The organism is uncultured Microbulbifer sp., assembly GCF_947498635.1.
Lineage (GTDB): Bacteria > Pseudomonadota > Gammaproteobacteria > Pseudomonadales > Cellvibrionaceae > Microbulbifer > Microbulbifer echini.
Map to the genome: position 1 here is coordinate 21057 of NZ_CANMKV010000023.1, position 20337 is coordinate 41393.

A 20337-nucleotide genomic window follows, 5' to 3' on the forward strand; every position below is an offset into this window, starting at 1 on the left:
GGGGCGGAAACCGCCCCTACGACAGTTAAAACTGCAAGAAACCAAAATTAATAGCCAGCCGCCCTTGATGTATTGGCAATCAACCAAGCCTTTAAAATTTCAAGGAGTAGATATGATCCGCACATTCAACACCAAGATAAAACTTACATTATTAGCGCCGCCCTTATTTTCCCTACTCATTGTTTTTTCAACAGCTACAGCACTAGCGCAAAGTGCAACACTGAAAAAATGCCAAAGCTGGAACGATAAGATTGAAAGCTACCAGGAAAAAAGAAAAGAGGGCGGATCCGGAAAAGAAATGGATCGCTGGAAAAGAAAGATACGCCAACACAGAGACAAGTTTAGAAAGAACAAATGCAATAGATATGGAAGAAAGTTGAATTAATAATTCACTGCAACCACACAATCTAAAAAAACATCAAAATCAAAAATATATAGCCTTACTAAAAATAAAAAAGGGCGCACTGCGCCCTTTTTCAAAGGATAAGTTGGATTACCAGTGGAAATCGAACTTATAGCCTACACCGATATTAAACACCCAGGGATCAAATTCGTAGTCGCCTCCAAATCTGTGTTCCCAAAAACGATTAAAATCATCATCATCATCATCGAAGTTTCGATAGAAAGTATTCACTTCGACATCGGTATCAACATCATAGTAAATAGCAGCCAAGTTAATCAGCCAGCTACTATCGTGGCCAAAGGTGAAATCTACACCAATCTGCCACGTATAACCCCAGCTATCGCCAAAGTTTACGCTACCGTGCCAGTCGCGGAACTCTAGGTCATCATTATCATTACGATGCCAAAAACCCCAGTTCCTGAGGCGCTCATCGCTGAAGTCGGTATAGTTAATACCAATGCCCATATAAGGCTGAACCAAGCAACTGGGATCCAGTGGATACCAGTTCAGGTATGCAGCCGTCGTTTGGGGCTTCCAGCGAGCGAAATCACCTCGACGATGATTAAATAAAAGGTCATCATCCCAATCATCATCATAGAAACGATAGAGCCAGGGGTTGCGATCACCACCAGTATGGCGATCACCTTGTTGATAGCTCAAGGAGACACCCCAGTGGTCCATTGGCTTCCACTCGGCATTAATAAACCAACCCCACTCACTATCCGGATCAAGGTTGGCACGGAAGGCACCCCAATCACGGAAGCGCTCGTAATCGTCATCATCATCATCATAAAAGCGAAGCCACCGATCAGCAAAGGTTACATTGTCTGAGTTTGGTGACCAGTAAGCTCCGCCAATCCGAATCTTGAACTCCTGGGTTGGAGGTGGTGGTGGGGCATAGCCAGCAGGTCCTGCCGAAGCGACACTAGAGACAGCTAAGGCGAGGGGCGTCATAACGGGGATCAGAATACGCGTCATCTTCATTTGTGGTAACTCCATTGATATTCAGCAGATCAAACAGCAATCAGCCCAATCAATGGTCAGTCTAGTCGCACGAAATCACAGGTGGTGAAAAAACAATCAAATGTTGGCGCCCAAATATAATTCTGCATTATTCTGGCGCCAACCAGCTCTTTTGACGTAAAAATTAACAACCTGTTAACGATTTAATAATCTTTTCAACGACTCTTATTTATTTTTTTGCCGCACAAATTTCGACAACATGTGCCGCTCTAAATTCCAATTAAATACGCACCAAATAAGGTCAAATGCAGAAACAAAAAAAGAGCAGCTGAAACAGGAGTAAAAACCGGCAGGAAATTCCTCATATAATTATCAGCACGGTGAATTAGAGTTTCTCCCTCCATGAAGACGTATGAACACCCCCTTACATAAGCAATCCACATTTCTATGCTTGAGATTCTGTAGGGCGAGCCTTATTTCTTTTCTTCCTTTTAATTAGCCTGGCCATGGCAAGGCGCACAGGCACCTATGCCATGGCAACCCCGAGAACCGAGGAGAAACGAGCACCTAACAACATTTCACGAGCTTACACTGTTTCTACTCAGCACAAATACGCTCTGTAGGTGTGTCCGCGTATAAACCAATGTGTTACTTAAAGGCGCGGGAAACCCTAACACTCACCCTTCCTTACTACCACCTTGGCACTCAGGGCTAACAGGTGCCTCACCATCCCACTCATCTGGGGCATAGGTATGCAGAGCGAGCGCATGGATTGGACCAGCCATTTCATCCGCAAGGGCAGCATAAACTTTCTGGTGACGCTGAACTTTTCGAATTGAAGCGAAGACTTCACTAACAAGTACCACGCGAAAATGCATTTCAGACCCAGCTGGCACATTGTGTAAATGGCTTTCACATTGAACATCAATAAATTGAGGACTGAAAGTGGCTGTTAATTTTTCTTCAATCTGGCTTGCAAGACTCATACATTTCCTTCAATAGGTATTTATTAATAAATAAATAGGCGTTAGCAATCTAATACGTAAGCTAAGGGGATTAATACACAACAAGAAATGGTGGCAATATCACCAACCAATAAGACTGGCACCACCTGTCAAACAATCAGATGATCGGCTTTGCAAATCTGTCCCCATGTTTTACATGGCAGTAATAAAACAGAAAGAGATTCACCCGTTACATTGCCAGGTGCGTAAAACCCCCAAATTAACTAACAACTTTAGCCTGGCTTTTGCGGACTTCAACGATAGCTTCATACGCAACGGTAATACTCTTCATCTGATCTTCGGCGTGACGCATAAACTCTTCGGGCAGCCCCTTAGAGGCCATCTTATCCGGATGGTATTCTGCCGCTTTACGGCGATAAGCCAACTTCAAATCCTTATCGCTGGTTTCTGGAGAGCAACCAAGTACTGCATAATGTTGCTGAAGATCAGAAACACTAGTCCCCCTGGCATGCCCAAATTGATTTTGCATGGCATCAAAGAGAGACGCATGCAAACCCAGATCTGCGGTTATTTTTCTGAGAATAGCCTCTTCAGAGGCATGCAACTCACCGTCTGCATAGGCAACTGCGAATAAAAGGCGATATACCATTTCCCGCATCGCCTGATTTTGGACCAGCATCCGGTACTGTTTCGCGTAGTCATAGATGCTGTATTTATCGGTCTTAGCATTTTCAAAAATCTGGATTGCGTGTTTGCGATCCTCAACGCCCAAACGTAAATTATTCTGGATAAAGTCCTCTATCAGCTGGACTTCCGCTTTGGATACCTGCCCATCGGCCTTGGCCATCTTCGCCAGCATCGAAAATAAGGTGACGATAAATACCTTCTGAGCCCCATCTTTATTCAAGACCGCGGCAGCATTACCCAGGCGCCTCAAACCCGACCCGAAGGAGCTTCCAACCCAGGCACCCAGTGCCGCCCCAATGGGCCCACCAAACATAAAACCGAAACCGGCACCTATTCCCGCCCCTAACCAGGACATACTCTCTCCTCCGAGTGCCAAATAGCACTCCAATATCAGGTAAATCGATCAACTAAAACTCAGCTATCTTACCACGTGTAAGAGAACGTCAGTCGAAAATTATGACCAGATAGTCAAAACCATTTCTCACCGGAATGGCATCTCGATCTCTGTCCGGCACATTTGTCCTCTTAGCAGTCTCCAGCGATCTGCCACAATTATGTACAGGGCATTCTCTTAGGAAGTGGGGAAAGGCTAAATGAAACTGCGAAGAGCGGCAGGCTTATTGCGCCACCTGACAATAAGCGCATTTATATTGCTGGTTTTGACAGGGTGTGAAAACCGGCAGGATATGACTGGTCAAACGCCAGAGTCTCAGGCCTCTAACGTGGATACTACTGGCCATCAGGATTGGGAAACGATCGTAGAAGTTCTCCTCCACCCCCGCTGCCTGAACTGTCACCAAATGGAAATGCCCCTGATCAAACAGGGCTCACCCCATGTACCCCGTGTAGAGCGCGGCCCAGACAATATGGGCCTGGGAACAATGCGCTGCAGCAACTGCCACTCCAATCAGAACAATGCTGTGACCGGTGCGCCAGGTGCGCCAGGCTGGGCCATGGCGCCAATCGCCCTTAATTGGTCCCAAAAATCCTCGGCGCAGATATGCCAATTACTGACCACCCCGCAAGACAATGGCGGCCGCTCTCCAGCGCAACTAATGCAGTTTATGAGTGAAAATCCACTGGCACTTTGGGGCTGGAATCCCGGCGGTAACAGAGAACCGGTAAATATTCCCCATGACAAGCTGGTGACAGCATTACAGGGATGGATAGCCGCAGGAACACCTTGCCCACCCGGAACACCACCTTCACAGTAATGTCTCCTATCCTGGCGGACTCTCACCAAGCCCGCCTCAATCCTTTAAAGAGCCATTACCAGACCTTCCAGCCAACTCTCATCGTTTCCACGCCAGGCAATAAAGAGTTCTTCCTCAGCTTGGGGGGGAATTCCTGTCACTTTTACCCTAATTCCACCGATATCCTCAGCAAGAGTTTCCGGCAAGAAAGCCAGAAATTTTCCATTTTTAACCAAGCTCGTAAGGGCGCCATAATCATTCACGACAGCCTGGACCTTGCGTAGTGGCAGCCCCTCACCCCAACCGTCACTCGTAAGCCCCCTCTCTTCACCGCAGAAGGGAGAAATTCGTGGCGCCACAAATGAGTAACACTGGAGCGCCTCCACTGACACCTCCGCAGTGCTCTTATAGCCAGCCACCAGTGGGTGGGTGGCGCCCGCTGTAACACACATCCTTTCAGTACCCAGTTTGCGCGTTGAAATTCTATCTGGCACCTGCCCCAAAACCGCCCCGGTAATCAGCGCCAAGTCCACTTCACCTCTAACCAACATTTTCAGGGCCAACGATTCATAGGCCGAGGTCAATGAAAGGCATGCCTCAGGGTGAGTATCAGTAAGCAGAGTCTGTATGGAAGCCGCCCAGATCAACTGCAGGACTGCCGGAGCCGCCACCCTACACTCAGGAAAATGACTGGAGCCGGCAATTTCTGCCTGAGTTTGTCGTGCGATTGCTGTGATTTCTGCCGCTCGCCCCTGTAAGCGGCGCCCAGCATCGTTAATCCTGATTTGCTTGCCTACTCGGTCAAATAAATGGGTATTCAGTGCGCTTTCCAGACGGCGCAAAACCTTGCTCAATCCACCCGGCGTCATATCCAGACGGTCTGCAGAGCGCTGCAGGTTTTCCGTTGCAGCAATAACGAGGAATTTCTCAAGATCTTGTATTTCCATTTTGGAATCAAATGCAGCCATTAATGAATCGATTGATCACTAATGTACGTTTAGAATCGAGAAAATCCAAGCTTTAGGGGCTATCGCAAACCCAATCGCAGAAAGCTTGGCCTCTCAATGTCAAGAACTGAATACTTATGCACAAATTCTATCGACCCTGGATTTTTATTCTCTATTCCGCTTTATCTCTAATGCCTTTACCCGCTTTTTCAGACGATTCAGTCGGCACACACGGCATGGTGCTGTTTTCAGTCGATGGTCAACTCGTAGCCTCCCATATGCCGCTTCACGGAGGGCAACACGCCCGCCAACTAATCATGACCTTAGAGTCGGAAAATAATAAAGAAATCATCAAGCTGATCCAGAGCGCCCAACGCGTTACCTTAAAACCGGAAACCTTCTCTTTAAATCGTTTGCGAAATGGGAGCCTCAATACCTTTAGAGGGGATGTCTTCAAAGGCCATTTTGAACGAAAAGGCAAAATTCACTTAAAAGCTATAAGGTTCAGGGTTGCTAATAAACTACTGGATTCCCCGCTTAAACAGCAAAGAAATGGTCACTATCGGCTGTTAAACCTTGGACAAGAAAATCTGCTTATCCACGAAATCGCCGCCCCCCCCAGCTTTGACCAGATACTGGCAGTTACCGCAGACTCATCGGCTCCAAAATCCATCAATACTCGCAGTGAACTTCCCATTTCAATAACCCACTGGCCAGACAGTCTCAAAGAGGCGGGTATTACGTTTCGTCAACAGCTCTATTTTGAAACACAGGACTTCCAATAAAATGCAGGAACCGATCCTTATTATCCAGCACGAAGAAAATGAAGGCCCCGGTTATATTTACGACTGGGCTCGCCAATATAAGATTCCAATAAAAATCATCAACCCACAAATAACGGCATTGCCAAAGCTTGGCTTTCGTGGCGTCATTCTTTTGGGTGGAATGATGAATGTGAAAGACCACAAAGCACTACCCTGGCTTACCAACGAACTGCAATGGGTAAGGAAGACGATCGACCATAAGACCCCCATTGTCGGGATTTGCCTGGGTGCGCAAATCCTCGCCCACGCACTGGGAGCCGAAATTAAGCCAATGGAACAGGAAGAATTGGGCTGGCACTCCATTAATTGGACAGCAACACAAGCTCTCACCATAGATAGGGTATTCCAGGCTCACAACTATTATTTTGACATTCCAGAAGGAGCCAAACGTTTGGCAAGCTCCAAACTCTGCCCAAACCAGGCTTTCTCCTACGGGAAGAATATCCTCGGTTTACAATTTCATCTGGAGTGGTCACAACATAAAGTCGCACAACTATTCCCAGAATATCTCCAGGAATACGAATCAAGTGTAAAAGACCACACGGCTAGCCGTGAGTTACTCTTTCAGTTGCTGAACAACCACTTTCTCTATAGAACAACAAAAAGTAAGAATTCCGAACCTTCACTCAGAAAGCAGGAAATCTATCTCAGCGACTAGTAAATTCTTCCTAGCTCCCCGAGTAAAATTTCATGCCTTACATATCAAATCATTTCTTTCATCCGAGTTCAGAGGTTTATTACCACGCATTATATATATACTCCCCGTACAAGCCTTAGTTAAGTTGTTTTGAAAGCATACAAGGACAAAAAATTATTTTAAGTGGATACAGGGTGTAGGAAATCACACAACCACACCACACAACCCATCACGCCCCCTCAAGAAAAACCCTTGAAACACATCACAGCAAAAAAAAACGTTAAAAACGCGAAAAAATAAGAAATTACTCTCAGTAGCTAGTAATTAATTCCTGAATTCACCCGGAATATAACTCCGCATTATCTCCCATAAATTTTAGCGGCTATTATTTTTAGGCCAACGCATCCTAACGAGCGCCACCGCCCAAAACTTGCTTTGGTTCTGTTTATCTACACAAGACTGTCTGTTTTCTTCAAGGAAGGTACGCATGAAAATTTTCACCCCCAAATTATTAACATCGATAGCGGCAGCCAGCCTGGCTCTTGGTTCCGCTACGACGGCCCTCTCCCAAGTGTCGGACAGCGAAATCAGTATGATCACGCTGACCTTTATGCAAAATATCGACATCGCTTTTGTGGATCCGGTAACCATCGCAGATCCCACCCCTGGATTTCCAGCTGTAGGTGAAGATACATTCTGCGTGGCCGGAACTGGCTTTAGCACTTTCAGTATTACTTTTTCGAATCCTGATCCCGGAGCACCAGGATTTGAGCTGCAGTCTGCAGTGGCTGGCGCTCCCCCAATTTTTTATGAAGTATTCTTTAAAAACGACCTTAGCCCAGGTTTCGGGGTACCTGTTGCACCCGAATCGCCCCTCCTAGGCAACCTAATCCAAACAAGCGTCTGCGCAGACCCCACCTCTGATAATGCAAAATTTAATATTGAAATTCCATTTCCCGAATGGGATGGTAGAGAGAGTGAAGGCCCATTTACAGGCATGCTAGAACTCACCGTAGTCTCTGAATAAGCTCTCCACCCAGATTTACTATGAGCTGCTCCAGAATACATTTCTGGCGCAGCTCTCTATACATGCAATAAATATTGTGTCTGACTCATCTTCCAAATAAGAGGCTCACCTATTTCATTAGTGAGCTTATTCTTCGCCACATTAACAGCAGATCACTCAAAACCCATCAGAATTTAACGGTTATCACATTAATACCAAGGCATTCTGCCAAAACACCTTCGTCAATTAATTTCTTTGCTATTGGCCTCAGTGGAAACGGCGTAAATTTTAACACAAGAAAGCATTGGCAACTCTCTTCACATTTAACCCTCTCACATCATTTACCTCCAAAATTTACAACATCACCATGTCCGTATTATCCAATATGGATACGATATAAATACAATTGCATAGACATTAAAGGGCGGTATTGACTTAAGCAGCATTAATCTCAAATTCAACCTCATGAGAGAGTACAATTATTCAAAATACAACCACCATGTATAACAGTGACTTCTGCGCTTTTAGGAATGGCGTTAGAATCTTTAGTATTACGCTTTCTAATTTTTGCACTCACCCAGTGCCCTGCTCTAGGCAGGGATATAGAATGGTATCCTGACCAGCCCAAACCAGGCGTTCCGGTATGGGAACAATATCCTCGTTTGCCATTCCATCTGGATTAGCCACAACATATAGTCGTACAGCCACTCCCAGAATACCTCCAAGATGCCCCAGAAAATTTCTATGCCTTTTATGTCTTAACATTTGGCCTTTTAAGCTAGACCAAGAGATTCATTGCTATTCATTGTATATCCCGACACAAACCTTAGTTCGGCCTTTGCAAAAGGACAAAAAATTACTTTATATGAATATAGGGCGCAAGTAATTACACAACCAGTCACGACCACCCCAAAGAAAAAGTCTTCAAAACACACCACAGCCAAACAACGTTAAAAACGCAACCAACCAAAAATAAGAAATTACTCTCAATAGCTAGTAATTAACTCCTGAATTCACTCTCGAAACAACTCCGCATCATCCATCATAAATTTTAATAGCTATCATTTTTAGGCCAAGGCCTCCCAACAAGCCACACCACCTAAAAATTAACTTTGCTTTATTGAACAACACAAGGTTATCTGTTTTCTTCAAGGAAGGTATACATGAAAAATTTTACCCCCAAAATATTAACATCCATAGCGGCAGCCAGCTTGGCGCTTTGTTCTGCTACGACGGCCCTATCCCAAGTGTCGGATAGCGAAATCAGCATGATCACGTTGACCTTTATGCAGAATATCGATATCGCTTTTGTGGACCCCGTAACGATCGCGGATCCCACCCCTGGATTTCCAGCTGTAGGTGAAGATACTTTCTGTGTTGCCGGAACTGGCTTCAGCAACTTTAGCATCGTATTTATAAATCCTACGGGTACAGGCCCAGACTTTCTTCTAGAGCCCGCAGTGGCTGGCACCTCCCAAATCATGTACCAAGTATTTTTTAAGAACGACACCTCCCCAGGACCGGGAATACCTGTTGTCCCCGGCATGGCCATTCCGGGAAACCCAATCCAAACAAGCGTCTGCGCAGCACCTGCCGATGATAATGCGAAATTTGATATTGAGATTCCCTTTCCCGAATGGGATGGCAGAGAGAGCGATGGTCCATTTACAGGCATGCTAGAGCTCACCGTGGTTTCTGAGTAAACTAACCCCTCAACATAATTTACTATGCGTTGCGCCAGAATCTATTTGTGGCGCAACTCTCTGATAATGCGCAGCAGGGATTTTATCGTCCTCTAAATTAAGATAACCTTCTTCATTCGTAGGTTATCTCCTGGTCTAGATTGACAGCTTTTCATTCTAGGCTCCCCAAAAACTAACGGTTATCATATTTAAACCAAGGTATTCTGACCAAGCATCTTTGCCCACTGGTCTCTTCTCGGCTAGCTTCAATGGAATTTTACAGCTTTTAACACAAGAGAACATTAGGTAACTCTTTCCACCCCTAAACCCCAGACATTCGCCTCCTCCCAAGCCTGCGACTTTGCCATGCCGGAATTTTTCGACCCGGATAGGGCATCAAATACAATCACATGGATATTAAAGGTTCATAGCGATTTAAATAGCATTAATAACAAAAGCTCTTCAAACTCAACCTCAGGAGATGGCATAAACACTCAAAATACGGCCTATATTCATGGCAATGACTTCTGCGCTCTTAGAAAGAGTATTAGGATTTTTAGCATCACACTTTCTAATTTGAAAACCAATTCTGTGCTCTACCCTAGAGTGTAGGCAATGGCATTCCACCTAGCCTAAACCAGGTATTCCTCTAAGGGAACAATATCCTCGGCTTGCCATTTCGTCTGGATTGGCGACAATATAATGTCGTACGACTACTCCCCAAATACCGCTCCAAGAGAGTGAAAAACCATACATCTAACCGTGACACACGCTTTAAGCTACTGGTCAATCATCTTACCTTTAAAACAGCAAAAAATAGGCGGCCGATCTTTTCTCAAACAATAGGAAATCTATCTCACTGGCTAGTAAATTCTTCCCAGACACCCGAGGAAACCTTCATACCTCTTTATAACTCAACCTTTATTCTTTTAAATAGAGTTAAGAGGCCTAACACTATCCACCATATAAATTTCAGGACAAAACTTATTTTTTGCGGATACAAATCCGAATAGGGCGCAGGAAATTACACAACTACACAATCCATCACGATCACCTTTAAAGCAATGAAAAGCGTTTAAACCATACGGTAAGCAAATAACATAAAAAACGACCAATAAAAAATAAGCAAATATTCTCAGCAGATAGTAATTAACTCCCAAATTCGACCCGAAAACATCTCAGTATCTTCACCTTTAAATTTTAACGGCTATCATTTTTAGGCCAACGCATCCCAACGAGCGACACCGCCCAAAAATTGCTTTGGTTCTGTTTATCTACACAAGACTGTCTGTTTTCTTCAAGGAAGGTACGCATGAAAATTTTCACCCCCAAATTATTAACATCGATAGCGGCAGCCAGCCTGGCTCTTGGTTCCGCTACGACCGCCCTCTCCCAAGTGTCGGACAGCGAAATCAGCATGATCACGCTGACCTTTATGCAAAATATCGACATCGCTTTTGTGGATCCGGTAACCATCGCAGATCCCACCCCTGGATTTCCAGCTGCAGGTGAAGATACATTCTGCGTGGCCGGAACTGGCTTTAGCACTTTCAGCATCACTTTTTCGAACCCTGATCCTACAGACCCAGGTTTTGTGCTACAGCCCGCGGTGGCTGGCACCCCCCCAATTTTTTATGAGGTATTCTTTAAAAACGACCTTAGCCCAGGTTTGGGGATGCCTGTTGCACCCGACTCACCCATCCCAGGCAACCTAGTTCAAACAAGCGTCTGCGCAGCGCCTGCCGATGATAATGCAAAATTTGATATTGAAATTCCCTTTTTCGAATGGGATGGTAGACAAAGTGAAGGCCCATTTACAGGCATGCTAGAACTCACCGTAGTCTCTGAATAAGTTCCCAGCTCAGAATGGGAAAATCGGGAGACCGATGGACCATTTACAGGCGTCCTATTGATCACAGTGGAATCTGAATAGGTTCTTACGCCCTACCTTATTACGTTTTTGCTACGCCAGAATTCATTGCTGGCGTAGCTCTATAAGAGTATGGAACATCGACATCTATGGCGACTAAGTGAAACCCTGTATTACATACAAGTTTTATACAAAAAAACCTAGATTTTTATCACAACAGAAACGCTCCAATTAGAGCATTACTGCTGTTAATTCAACGCCAAATCAACACGTATTCGCAAAAGCGGCTAATAAGACAAAAACCCCACAGGAGTCTGATCACGGCTCTAAAAAATTCACACCCAACGACTCGCTTCATCTCTATGATTCCAGATAAATTCTCGATTTCCCAGCTCACCTATACCCCTATACCCCTATATCCCTATACTGACACAGTCATACCGCGTACAGAAATATTGATCAGTAAAATTTCGGTAGAATCATCAGCAACCCATGGGCAGGATGCTCAACACCTAACTCCATACGCTTTTTAAAACTCAGCGAGGATTTGCCATTGCTAGTCTCGCAAAGGGTTTCTTTCAATAAAATTTTCGGCTCATAGTGGCACCTTTTTATGCCTGGACACCATAATGACAGGGCCCTACCAAACCTCCTGCTAAGAACCGAGATTCATCTTGTGTTTTCTATAAAAATATCGACAGAGATATCCAACTAGGGAATTAACAATACACTCACCATAACCACAAAATTCCTTCAAATACATATTTTGATTTAGCTAGAATTGAGAAGGTAACAATTTCTTCTCAGCCGCTAGTAAATTTTACCTGAATCCACCCTGCGAGCAACGCTCAGCCAAGCCTTCCACTATCATTTTTAAACCAAGGTATTCTTGCCGTTTAATTTCACTCACGTTTACCTTAGGTAACGCCTTCAATACTAGCGCTCGCAGTATTGCTTTTAGTACAAGGAGGTTTCTTGTGATTTCATTCTCTTCAAAATCTATTCTATCTGCGATAGCCTTAGCCTTCGCACTTGGATCAGCCACTTCAGCTTTTTCCGCCACAGATACGGCTCAAAGCACGATCACACTAACATTTAGCGATTTCATTGAAATAGACAACGTGAACTCTGTAACTATTGCAGACCCTGCAACCGGAAGTCCTGCGACGGGGTCAGATACTTTCTGTGTCGCAGGAAGTGGCTTTAATTTTTTTAGCATCACATTTTCCACTGATGACCCTGCCATTCCAGAGTTTCTTTTGTTGAGCAGCAACGGTAGCCTACCAATTGCATATCAAGTCTTCTTTGCTAACAACCCAACGGGGACAGCTATACAAGTCTTTCCCAATGATCCCTTGCCGGGGCAATCTATAGAGGCCAGCAACTGCTCTAACGATACCGCAAGGTTTGATATTGAAATCCCCTCCGCCGAATGGGAAAACAGAGAGTTCGACGGCCCATTTACAGGGGTTTTGATGATCACCGTGGAGTCGGAATAAATTCCTCAGTACCCCATGGTATTTTAACTTACCTGCGCCAGAAGTCCTATCTGGCGCAGAACCCCAAAGTGATAATTACGATAGTGGTAAGACCCGAATCAAGCACAACTTGAAAAATTATACTTGAAGGAAATCAAGATATTCTCCTTCCGATAACCATAACGCATTCTTCAGCAACCCAAGCAATAGAAAAACACCGCCTATATATCCACAAAAAAACCTTAAATATTCAAACTTCCAACTTCAATATAGCCGACTAGAAATAAGCCACCAAACTCAACAAAAATTGCTCTTGCAATAACACACCAAAATATATTGTTATTACTTCGCAGCCGAAGCAATACTTCCAAACCAATGCATCTATATTTTTTGCACCTTTACCAGCCCTGAATTTCACGCGAGGTTTAGTTATACCGGTATTTTACTTCATGTCGCCTAGGGTAAGTGCAATTGAGCTGGCATTTCCGAATGTGATTATTGCTGACAACAGGAACCACGCTTACGGATTCCGCATAAGAATGCCCATCAACGGACTTGGAGGCTTTTTGCAACCCCGAAAAAATAGATTTAATGCCTCTGGCATCATATTTCATACTACTGGAACAGAAACAAGATACGTACTTACAAGCAGTAATACTTATTACAAACTGAGCGTCTATATACGCCAATAAAACCCTTTATTTACAGCGCCATCCAGAGCGAAAATAACAAAAACTCACACCTTTAATCCCGAAGTGTAGTCAGAACCAGAAACCACCAAGAAAGAAGGTTTTAGCTAAGTTAAAGAACCCCTCCATACATGCCCCTGCAAAATCAAGAGCCTGCTTGGCCCGTGCTCTTCAATAGTAAATTCATTTCAAATACTAGTGAATTTTTCTCACTCCTAAAATATCACATCAAGGAGCAGTAATAACAGATCAAAAATAACACTTAAATCCACAATCCACAATCCACCCCCCAAATAATGAGAATTTATTCCTAACAACTAGTAATTTACTCTCTAATTCAAAAAAAAATCAACTCCAGAAACAAATACGGCTAATATTTTCAGGCCAAATTAATCTCCGAGCATCTTATTTTAACTTGGCTTTCGCCACGTTCTTTTAGAGATAATGTTTTCAAAATAAGGAAGGTTGTCGTGAATATTTTTAACCCAAAACTTTTAACATCTGCAATTATCACCAGCCTGGCACTTGGAACAGCCACACCCGCACTATCTCAAGCAACCGATAGTGCGACAAGTATGATCACCTTATTATTTAATGAAGTGATTGATATTGCTAATGTTGACGCAGTAACCATTACGGACCCTATCTTAGGAACTGATGCTATGGGGTCAGATGCTTTCTGCGTTTCAGGCAGCGGATTCAGCACTTTTAGTATCACATTTGCCAATGCGGGTACAGACCCAGCTTTCTTTCTCCTGAGTAGTAATGGCACTCCAGAAATTCCATATGATGTTGGTTTTTCAAACAGCGTTACTGGACAAGGCACAATTGCTTTAGCTGGAGTACCTCTAACAGGAAACACATTGAACTCAAGCAACTGTATAAATGACAACGCCAGATTTGATATCTTCATCCCATTTTCTATTTGGGACGGCAGACAAGCCGATGGCCCATTTATAGGAACGCTCATGATCACAGTGGAATCTGAATAACTGCACTGCATAGAATTCTTTTATAGCCGCACCTGAAAAGCTCCAGTGTGGCTATAAAGCAAAACACACTTTCGATACACTACAAAAAGAAACCTAATTAAAAAACCACCTGGGTTTATTCTGAAGCACATCACAGCCTAATCCGCTGGCGCAACCCCTAGCCGTTCATTAACTGACTTGGCGTTTTCTATTACAGCCTTTTTTCTTGGGTGAGGATTTCGTCTTCTTAAGAGCTTCTCACCCTGGCTTGCGTAACTTTCTTTAAGCCTGTCTCTTTCGAAAGTATTAGCGTGGCAAACTGTTTGGTTTTCATTCCCCCTTTCCATAAAAGCTGCACCCCCCCTTTTTTCTGTGCCAACCTTGGATGGTATCCCTTTTCACCAGCACCGCTGATCAGCTCCCTATTGATGGTTGATTAACTTACGTATACAGCTATTCCTTTTTTCTCAAACCACTTTTGACAACACTGACATATTTACGAATAGCTCAGCTCTTTTTAGCGCTTACCCGCCCCTGCATTTTTTACTGGAAAGATACGAATAAAGCTACCGGTAGCCGGCCTCTTTCTCTACCTTGCCAACGGATACACCTCAGAAATTAAGCCAAGCCATACAAATTCAAGCAATAAAAAACGCCTAAAAATTTACTACAGAGAATATAACCTCTAAAGACGACTCAACCAAAAGCAAGAATTTCATCACAGCAATTAGTAATTTCCTCCCAATAACTAGTACTTTTTTCCCGAATTTAAGGAAAATTTCGCCTTGCGATATAACTCTAAAATTAAACAGCTATCATCTTCAGACCAAAGCATTACCACCAAGCTAACTCACTAACAACTGCCTTGGTGTTGCTTAGGATATAAGATTTATTGATTTTCAGCACAAGGATGTTTCTGATGAATTTTTTTCCCACCAAGTCATTGGTTTCTGTAATTTCACTTGCCGTGGCGCTCGGTTCTACTATGCCTGCGTCCTCTCAAATCTTCTCTAGCGCACAAAGTCAGATCACTCTGAGCTTTGTTCAATCTATTGATATCACTAATGTTGATAATCTCGACATCACCCCGGTGGGCACCAATGATGCGACCGCTGTGGATGATTTTTGTGTTGCCGGTAGCGGCTTCCCCACATTTGGTATTACATTTGGTAGCGCATCTGAACCCTTCATACTTGCGAACGCCAATGGCGTGCCGCTTGCGTATAATGTCGACTTCGCTAACAGCCTTGTTGGCACGCTTAACCCCGTAATGGCCGGTGTTGTCGTTCCAAACCAGACAATCCAAGTTGCTAGCTGCACTGCTCTGAATAACGCGCGTTTTCAAGTTACGATTCCAGCCTCAGAGTGGGTGCCCGTGCAAAATGAGGGACCTTTTATCGGCACCCTGTCGATTCTGGTTGCTTCCGAATAAAGTTTTAAAGCGCAGTAATTATTTAAAGTGCACACTCAACCATTTTAACTATTCTATTGCCTACGCCAGGATAAACGGCTGGCGTAGGCCATTCAAATCAGGCTTGGTTTCGGATAATAAGTGCAATTGGTAAAGGAGGACTCAGCTGGTTGAGTCGGCACCTCTCCCGACCAAGAGAAAGGCACTGATGAGCTACTACCAACTGAACGAGAACGAACGATACCAGATTTACAGCCTAAGAAAAGTCGGACACTCTCAGAAAGCAATAGTACAATTGTTAGAGAGGCATCCCTAGACGATCTAGCCGAGAGCTACGACACAATATAGGCTTGTAAGGATATCATCCAGGGCAAGCACATTAGTTTGCAGAACTCAGGCGTCAGCAAGCGCATAAAGCACAGAAAGTGACTAATGGCCTGCGGCAATAAATAGAAACCCTAACCCGGAAAGAATTAAGTCTCCAGCAATCTGCAAGCTATTTAAAGAGACATACCGGTGTATCGTTACATCATGAGACGATCTACCAACTAATTTATTTAGATCAGGGGAAATAGTGGAGACTTATACAAGCACCTTAGGATTGCATCAAAACCTTATCGCAAGCGATACGGTAAGTATGATCGACGCGGAAAGATCAAAAACAAAGTATGCATAGATAATCGACCAGCTGTTATAGACCGAATGAATCGGTTTTGTGACTGGGAAGGTGATACCGTTATAGGCAAGGGGCGTGGCGGAGCCTTACTGACTATGGTTGAGCACAAAACGTTATTTACAGTTATTATTAGATTCACTGGCAAATAATCAGACTTACTGGCTGAAGCCGCCGTTAGCCATATGGTGAGCTCCAAAGATAAAATCAAAACAATTACCTTCGACAATGATCTTGAATTCGCTGATCATAAAACGATTGCGGAAGGCTTAGAAGCTGATATTTATTTTTCTCACCCATACTCATCTTGGGAAAGAGGAATTGATGAGAATACTAACGGCCTCATTCGGTAGTATTTCCCAAAGGATACAGACTTCAATAAAGTAACAGGTGAGCAGGTTCAATTTGTAATGGATCGCCTAAACTGTAGACCAAGGGCAAGCCGGGGTGGAAGGTCACCGAATGAGCTATTTATGGGACTGCAAGACAATCTTCTTACAGCATGAAAGCATTGCAGTTATTACTTAAAACCAAGCCCTATTAGAAATTAATATTTAATATTATTAATTAACTCTCTCACGGACCATTTTCCATAAGTTACGCAGAATAGACCCCTGACATACTCTAAAAAAATGATGAAAGTGTTCCCGAGAACGCAATGGCAGGAATACCTATTCCCAACAATGTGATTCAAGCAACCAATTGCGCTGATAATAATGGAACTTCTGACATAATCATCCCTAAAAACCAGCGGGATCCCGGTCAATCTTTCGATCCTTTCACGGGCACACTATTAATTACTGTGGAATCTGAAGAATTACATACATTACGCGACAGGCTTACTAAGAGCCTAAATAATGCTTACTCCGTGAATAAATAGCACTCTACCATGCTGCACCAGCTATTAATCCTGGAGTAGCATTTAACCCCCTTATCAGGCTCCTAGCCGTCATCTAAGCTCACAAAAAACTTAGCGAAATAGGAAAGCTTTCTCATAGAAGATAAGACTTCACTCAAAATCGCCAAAGAAAACACCTACCATAGATTACTGACTATTCTTTTTATACCAAGGCATTTTCAAAATGAAAATTGTTTTTCGCTTTGGCTTTTTCAACAGAAGCGTTGTTGAGTTTTAATGCAAGGAAGTATCTGATGAAGTTTCCCTCCCCAAAGACTCTGATATCTGCAATTTCACTGAGCGTGGCACTTGGCTCAGCTATCCCTGCGCTTTCCCAAGTCACAGATAGCGCGCAAAGCATGATCACCCTGTCGTTTGTTGAGTCCATTGTGATCGACAATGTTAACGACCTCAATATAACCCCAACAGGTCCCAACCAACCTGCTACAGGGCTGGATCTCTTTTGTGTCGCCGGTACTGGGTTCCAAACCTTTAGTATTACATTTGGTAGCACAACCATGCCTTTTGAACTTTCAAACGGCACCTTTATAGTTAATTACGACGTATTCTTTGACAACGACCTTTCTGGTATAATAACTCAGGCATTTGCCGGTGTACCTATTCCAGGGCAGATGATTCAGAATACCGATTGCGCATCTGATAATGCTGCCTTTGAAGTCTCCATCCCTGCAGCAGAGTGGCAACCTGTGCAAAATCAGGGACCTTTTACTGGTACCCTATCGATAATGGTCGCATCAGAGTAATTTATTAAAAAAGCAATTAATTTTTCTCTTTTAAACAAGTACTTACCAAGTAAGCTTCGAACGTTACCTACGTCAGGCCGACACCTGACGTAGGCTATAAAAACAACCAATCAAACCTTTCACTATCCCCCTCTTGAATAACTCTTTTTACGATGTAAATTAACTAACTTGGCGACCCCCTCCTCCCCATCTAGTCTTAAAACACCTAACCCAATAAAAGCGGCATGGAATCAGCGCCCAAATCTTTGCACTGCACAAGAAATACCGCTAAGCGAGAGAAAAGATGACAGGCACTCATAGAGTTGGCAACGAATTCACCGCAGCAGTAGCAAGGGAACCGGGCAGCCCTTTCGTGTTAGAACAAGTGAGGCAAACCAAGCTACTTGAAAGTGAAGTGCTGGTTAAAATCGTCGCCACCGGTATCTGCCAAACAGATATGATTGCCCGGGATCAGGACTATTTGGTTCCACACCCTATTGTATTAGGGCATGAGGGCGCAGGAGTGGTAGAGGCGGTTGGTGATAGCGTACTTAAAGTGACTCCTGGGGATCATGTTGTCTTAACTTTTCTCTCATGCAGTAGTTGCAGGGAGTGTATTTCCGGTCACCCGGCCTGCTGCGAAAATTTTCGCGATCGAAGCTTCTCCGCGCATCGCATAGCTGGCAGCCACGCCCTTGCCGATCAACAGGGAGGGACGCTTAACGACCGCTTCTTTGGTCAGTCGTCCTTTGGCGAGTACGCGGTAGCCAATGGGCAAAACGTAGTTAAGGTGCGCAAAGATGCTCCTCTGGCGCTATTGGGTCCTTTAGGGTGTGGCATTCAAACGTGTGCCGGCACCGCTTTAAATTCACTCAAGGTGAGCCCCGATTCGAGTTTTGTTGCCTTTGGGGCAGTCGCCGTGGGCTTGGCTGCAATGATGGCCGCATCGGCAGCGGGGGCCATCACCATTATCGCTGTGGATATCCTTCCCTCAAGGCTGAAACCGGCAATGGAAGTTGGCCCCACCCACACAATCGACAGTACTCAGGGCAAGGTTGCGGAACAAATCAGGGCAATTACCGGCAAGGGCGTGGAGTTTGCCCTTGACGCCACAGGAATCCCGACAGTGATTAATACTATGATCGACTGTTTGCGCAGCCGTGGCGAGGGAGCGATTATCGGTCTTTCGAAACCCGGCGAGAGGCTCACTCTGGACCTGCTGAACCAATGCATTCGGCGAGGTGTGGTTGAAGGAGACAGCCTGCCGGATCAGTTGATTCCCACTATGATTGATCTTTATATGGCCGGCCGCTTCCCATTCGATAAACTTATAAAGTTCTACGATTTCTCTCAGATTAACCAAGCCGCTGAAGACAGCGAGAAAGGGTTAACTTTAAAACCTGTGGTGCGGTTTTCCTAGCGTCACTACCTAGGAACCTCTTGAAACAGACAATATCACCAGGTGCTTCTCATATACTTGAGAGGGTGCTCAAGCATGAATGAAACGCCTCATGCCACAATGAACATTGAATATATTCTCGCATTTGTAGCTGGTTTTGCTGAGGCTGCCTGTGTTTTGGGCTTGTTTACCAGCTTTACCACATTTATCACCGGCACAATTGTGCTCTCAATTACCGACTTTGCCAGTAACAATCCAAACTACATTATCAAGCTATTTATTCTCTCAGCCTTTATTTTTCTACAAATTTTTTGGATCCATCTCATTAAGATTTTGAACAAGCAAAAAAGGAATGCAGTAACTGTCATGCTGTTTATAGAGAGTTGTTTGATGTTTTTATTTTTCATTTTGGGCAGCTATATGGGAACACTCACGTCACCCTACGCAGCAAACACTTTCTTGGTTTCTTTCTCCGCGGTTGCCGCCATGTCTCTACACAGCACCATCTTTTTCAGGGTGCTCAATAAAAAAGCGCCTACTCACTTTATGACAGGCAACTCCACCAACCTCTTCGCTGCCGCCCTTGAAATGCTGGACAACCATCGAGCATACAAAAGCACTGGGGAAGCGCCATATCCACAGGCATCTACCAAGGCAAAATATTATTTCGGGGTGATTTTTTGCTTTATCTTTGGTGTAACGCTTGGCACTGTGGGTTACAAGTTGTGGGGATTTCCCTCTCTCTTATTGCCTGTATTGCTGGTTTTACTGACAGCCCTGTTAAGCCTGAAAGCAGAAAGGCCTCCCACCGCGACTTCCTGATGCCCTGGGAGATGGCCAGGGATATCCACCAGAAAATACTGGAGAGGCGCAGGGAAAAATAGAAGACTATGCCCGA

17 protein-coding genes and 1 pseudogene are annotated in these 20337 nt (G+C 44.3%); 14 read left to right on the forward strand and 4 right to left on the reverse strand.

Going from position 1 to position 20337, the window contains the following annotated elements; genetic code table 11:
* The first annotated feature begins 112 nt into the window (after positions 1-112).
* Complete coding sequence (locus Q1A69_RS12925) at positions 113-385, forward strand: hypothetical protein (RefSeq protein ID WP_299585950.1); 273 nt, start codon at positions 113-115, stop codon at positions 383-385.
* 108 nt (positions 386-493) lie between these two features.
* Here Q1A69_RS12925 and Q1A69_RS12930 read toward each other — a convergent pair whose 3' ends face one another.
* The 3 genes from Q1A69_RS12930 to djlA all read right to left on the reverse strand — a co-directional run bounded on the left by Q1A69_RS12930 (position 494) and on the right by djlA (position 3373).
* Positions 494-1387: an OmpW family outer membrane protein gene (locus Q1A69_RS12930; RefSeq protein WP_299585953.1), complete on the reverse strand. Its 894-nt coding sequence runs from the start codon at positions 1385-1387 to the stop codon at positions 494-496.
* A gap of 656 nt (positions 1388-2043) precedes the next feature.
* Positions 2044-2352 carry a BolA/IbaG family iron-sulfur metabolism protein gene (locus Q1A69_RS12935; RefSeq protein WP_299585956.1) on the reverse strand — a complete coding sequence of 103 codons (309 nt, stop codon included), beginning with the start codon at positions 2350-2352 and terminating at the stop codon, positions 2044-2046.
* Between the two features lie 238 nt (positions 2353-2590).
* The gene (gene djlA / locus Q1A69_RS12940; protein ID WP_299585959.1) at positions 2591-3373 is read right to left on the reverse strand and encodes a co-chaperone DjlA; all 783 of its coding nucleotides are present in this window, start codon (positions 3371-3373) and stop codon (positions 2591-2593) included.
* A 238-nt stretch (positions 3374-3611) separates the two neighbouring features.
* On the opposite strand from djlA, the gene Q1A69_RS12945 reads away from it, so the two are divergent.
* The gene (locus Q1A69_RS12945; protein WP_299585962.1) at positions 3612-4232 is read left to right on the forward strand and encodes a hypothetical protein; all 621 of its coding nucleotides are present in this window, start codon (positions 3612-3614) and stop codon (positions 4230-4232) included.
* Between the two features lie 44 nt (positions 4233-4276).
* On the opposite strand, the gene Q1A69_RS12950 is transcribed toward Q1A69_RS12945, so the two are convergent.
* Positions 4277-5158: a LysR family transcriptional regulator gene (locus tag Q1A69_RS12950; RefSeq protein ID WP_299585965.1), complete on the reverse strand. Its 882-nt coding sequence runs from the start codon at positions 5156-5158 to the stop codon at positions 4277-4279.
* 137 nt (positions 5159-5295) lie between these two features.
* On the opposite strand from Q1A69_RS12950, the gene Q1A69_RS12955 reads away from it, so the two are divergent.
* From Q1A69_RS12955 to Q1A69_RS13010, 12 genes and pseudogenes are all read left to right on the forward strand, one after another.
* Complete coding sequence (locus Q1A69_RS12955) at positions 5296-5943, forward strand: hypothetical protein (RefSeq protein ID WP_299585967.1); 648 nt, start codon at positions 5296-5298, stop codon at positions 5941-5943.
* 1 nt (position 5944) lies between these two features.
* Positions 5945-6640 carry a type 1 glutamine amidotransferase gene (locus Q1A69_RS12960; protein ID WP_299585969.1) on the forward strand — a complete coding sequence of 232 codons (696 nt, stop codon included), beginning with the start codon at positions 5945-5947 and terminating at the stop codon, positions 6638-6640.
* 466 nt (positions 6641-7106) lie between these two features.
* The gene (locus tag Q1A69_RS12965; protein WP_299585971.1) at positions 7107-7646 is read left to right on the forward strand and encodes a hypothetical protein; all 540 of its coding nucleotides are present in this window, start codon (positions 7107-7109) and stop codon (positions 7644-7646) included.
* Between the two features lie 1142 nt (positions 7647-8788).
* Positions 8789-9328, forward strand: a complete 540-nt coding sequence (locus Q1A69_RS12970) for a hypothetical protein (RefSeq protein WP_299585974.1) — start codon at positions 8789-8791, stop codon at positions 9326-9328.
* A gap of 1291 nt (positions 9329-10619) precedes the next feature.
* Positions 10620-11159 (forward strand): hypothetical protein, encoded by a 540-nt coding sequence (locus tag Q1A69_RS12975; RefSeq protein ID WP_299585977.1) that lies wholly within the window; start codon positions 10620-10622, stop codon positions 11157-11159.
* 995 nt (positions 11160-12154) lie between these two features.
* Positions 12155-12676 (forward strand): hypothetical protein, encoded by a 522-nt coding sequence (locus Q1A69_RS12980; protein ID WP_299585979.1) that lies wholly within the window; start codon positions 12155-12157, stop codon positions 12674-12676.
* Positions 12677-13814: 1138 nt separating this feature from the next.
* Positions 13815-14336, forward strand: coding sequence for a hypothetical protein (locus tag Q1A69_RS12985; RefSeq protein ID WP_299585981.1), 522 nt, complete (start codon positions 13815-13817; stop codon positions 14334-14336).
* An 898-nt stretch (positions 14337-15234) separates the two neighbouring features.
* Positions 15235-15747 (forward strand): hypothetical protein, encoded by a 513-nt coding sequence (locus Q1A69_RS12990; RefSeq protein WP_299585983.1) that lies wholly within the window; start codon positions 15235-15237, stop codon positions 15745-15747.
* A 187-nt stretch (positions 15748-15934) separates the two neighbouring features.
* Positions 15935-16905 (forward strand): annotated as a pseudogene (locus tag Q1A69_RS12995) (IS30 family transposase).
* A gap of 646 nt (positions 16906-17551) precedes the next feature.
* Positions 17552-18061: a hypothetical protein gene (locus Q1A69_RS13000; RefSeq protein ID WP_299585985.1), complete on the forward strand. Its 510-nt coding sequence runs from the start codon at positions 17552-17554 to the stop codon at positions 18059-18061.
* Positions 18062-18344: 283 nt separating this feature from the next.
* A complete protein-coding gene (locus Q1A69_RS13005) occupies positions 18345-19460 on the forward strand; it encodes an NAD(P)-dependent alcohol dehydrogenase (protein ID WP_299585988.1) in 1116 nt (371 codons plus the stop codon).
* A 75-nt stretch (positions 19461-19535) separates the two neighbouring features.
* Entirely contained in the window at positions 19536-20261 is a 726-nt protein-coding gene (locus Q1A69_RS13010; protein WP_299585990.1) for a YoaK family protein, read from the forward strand.
* Positions 20262-20337 lie beyond the last annotated feature (76 nt).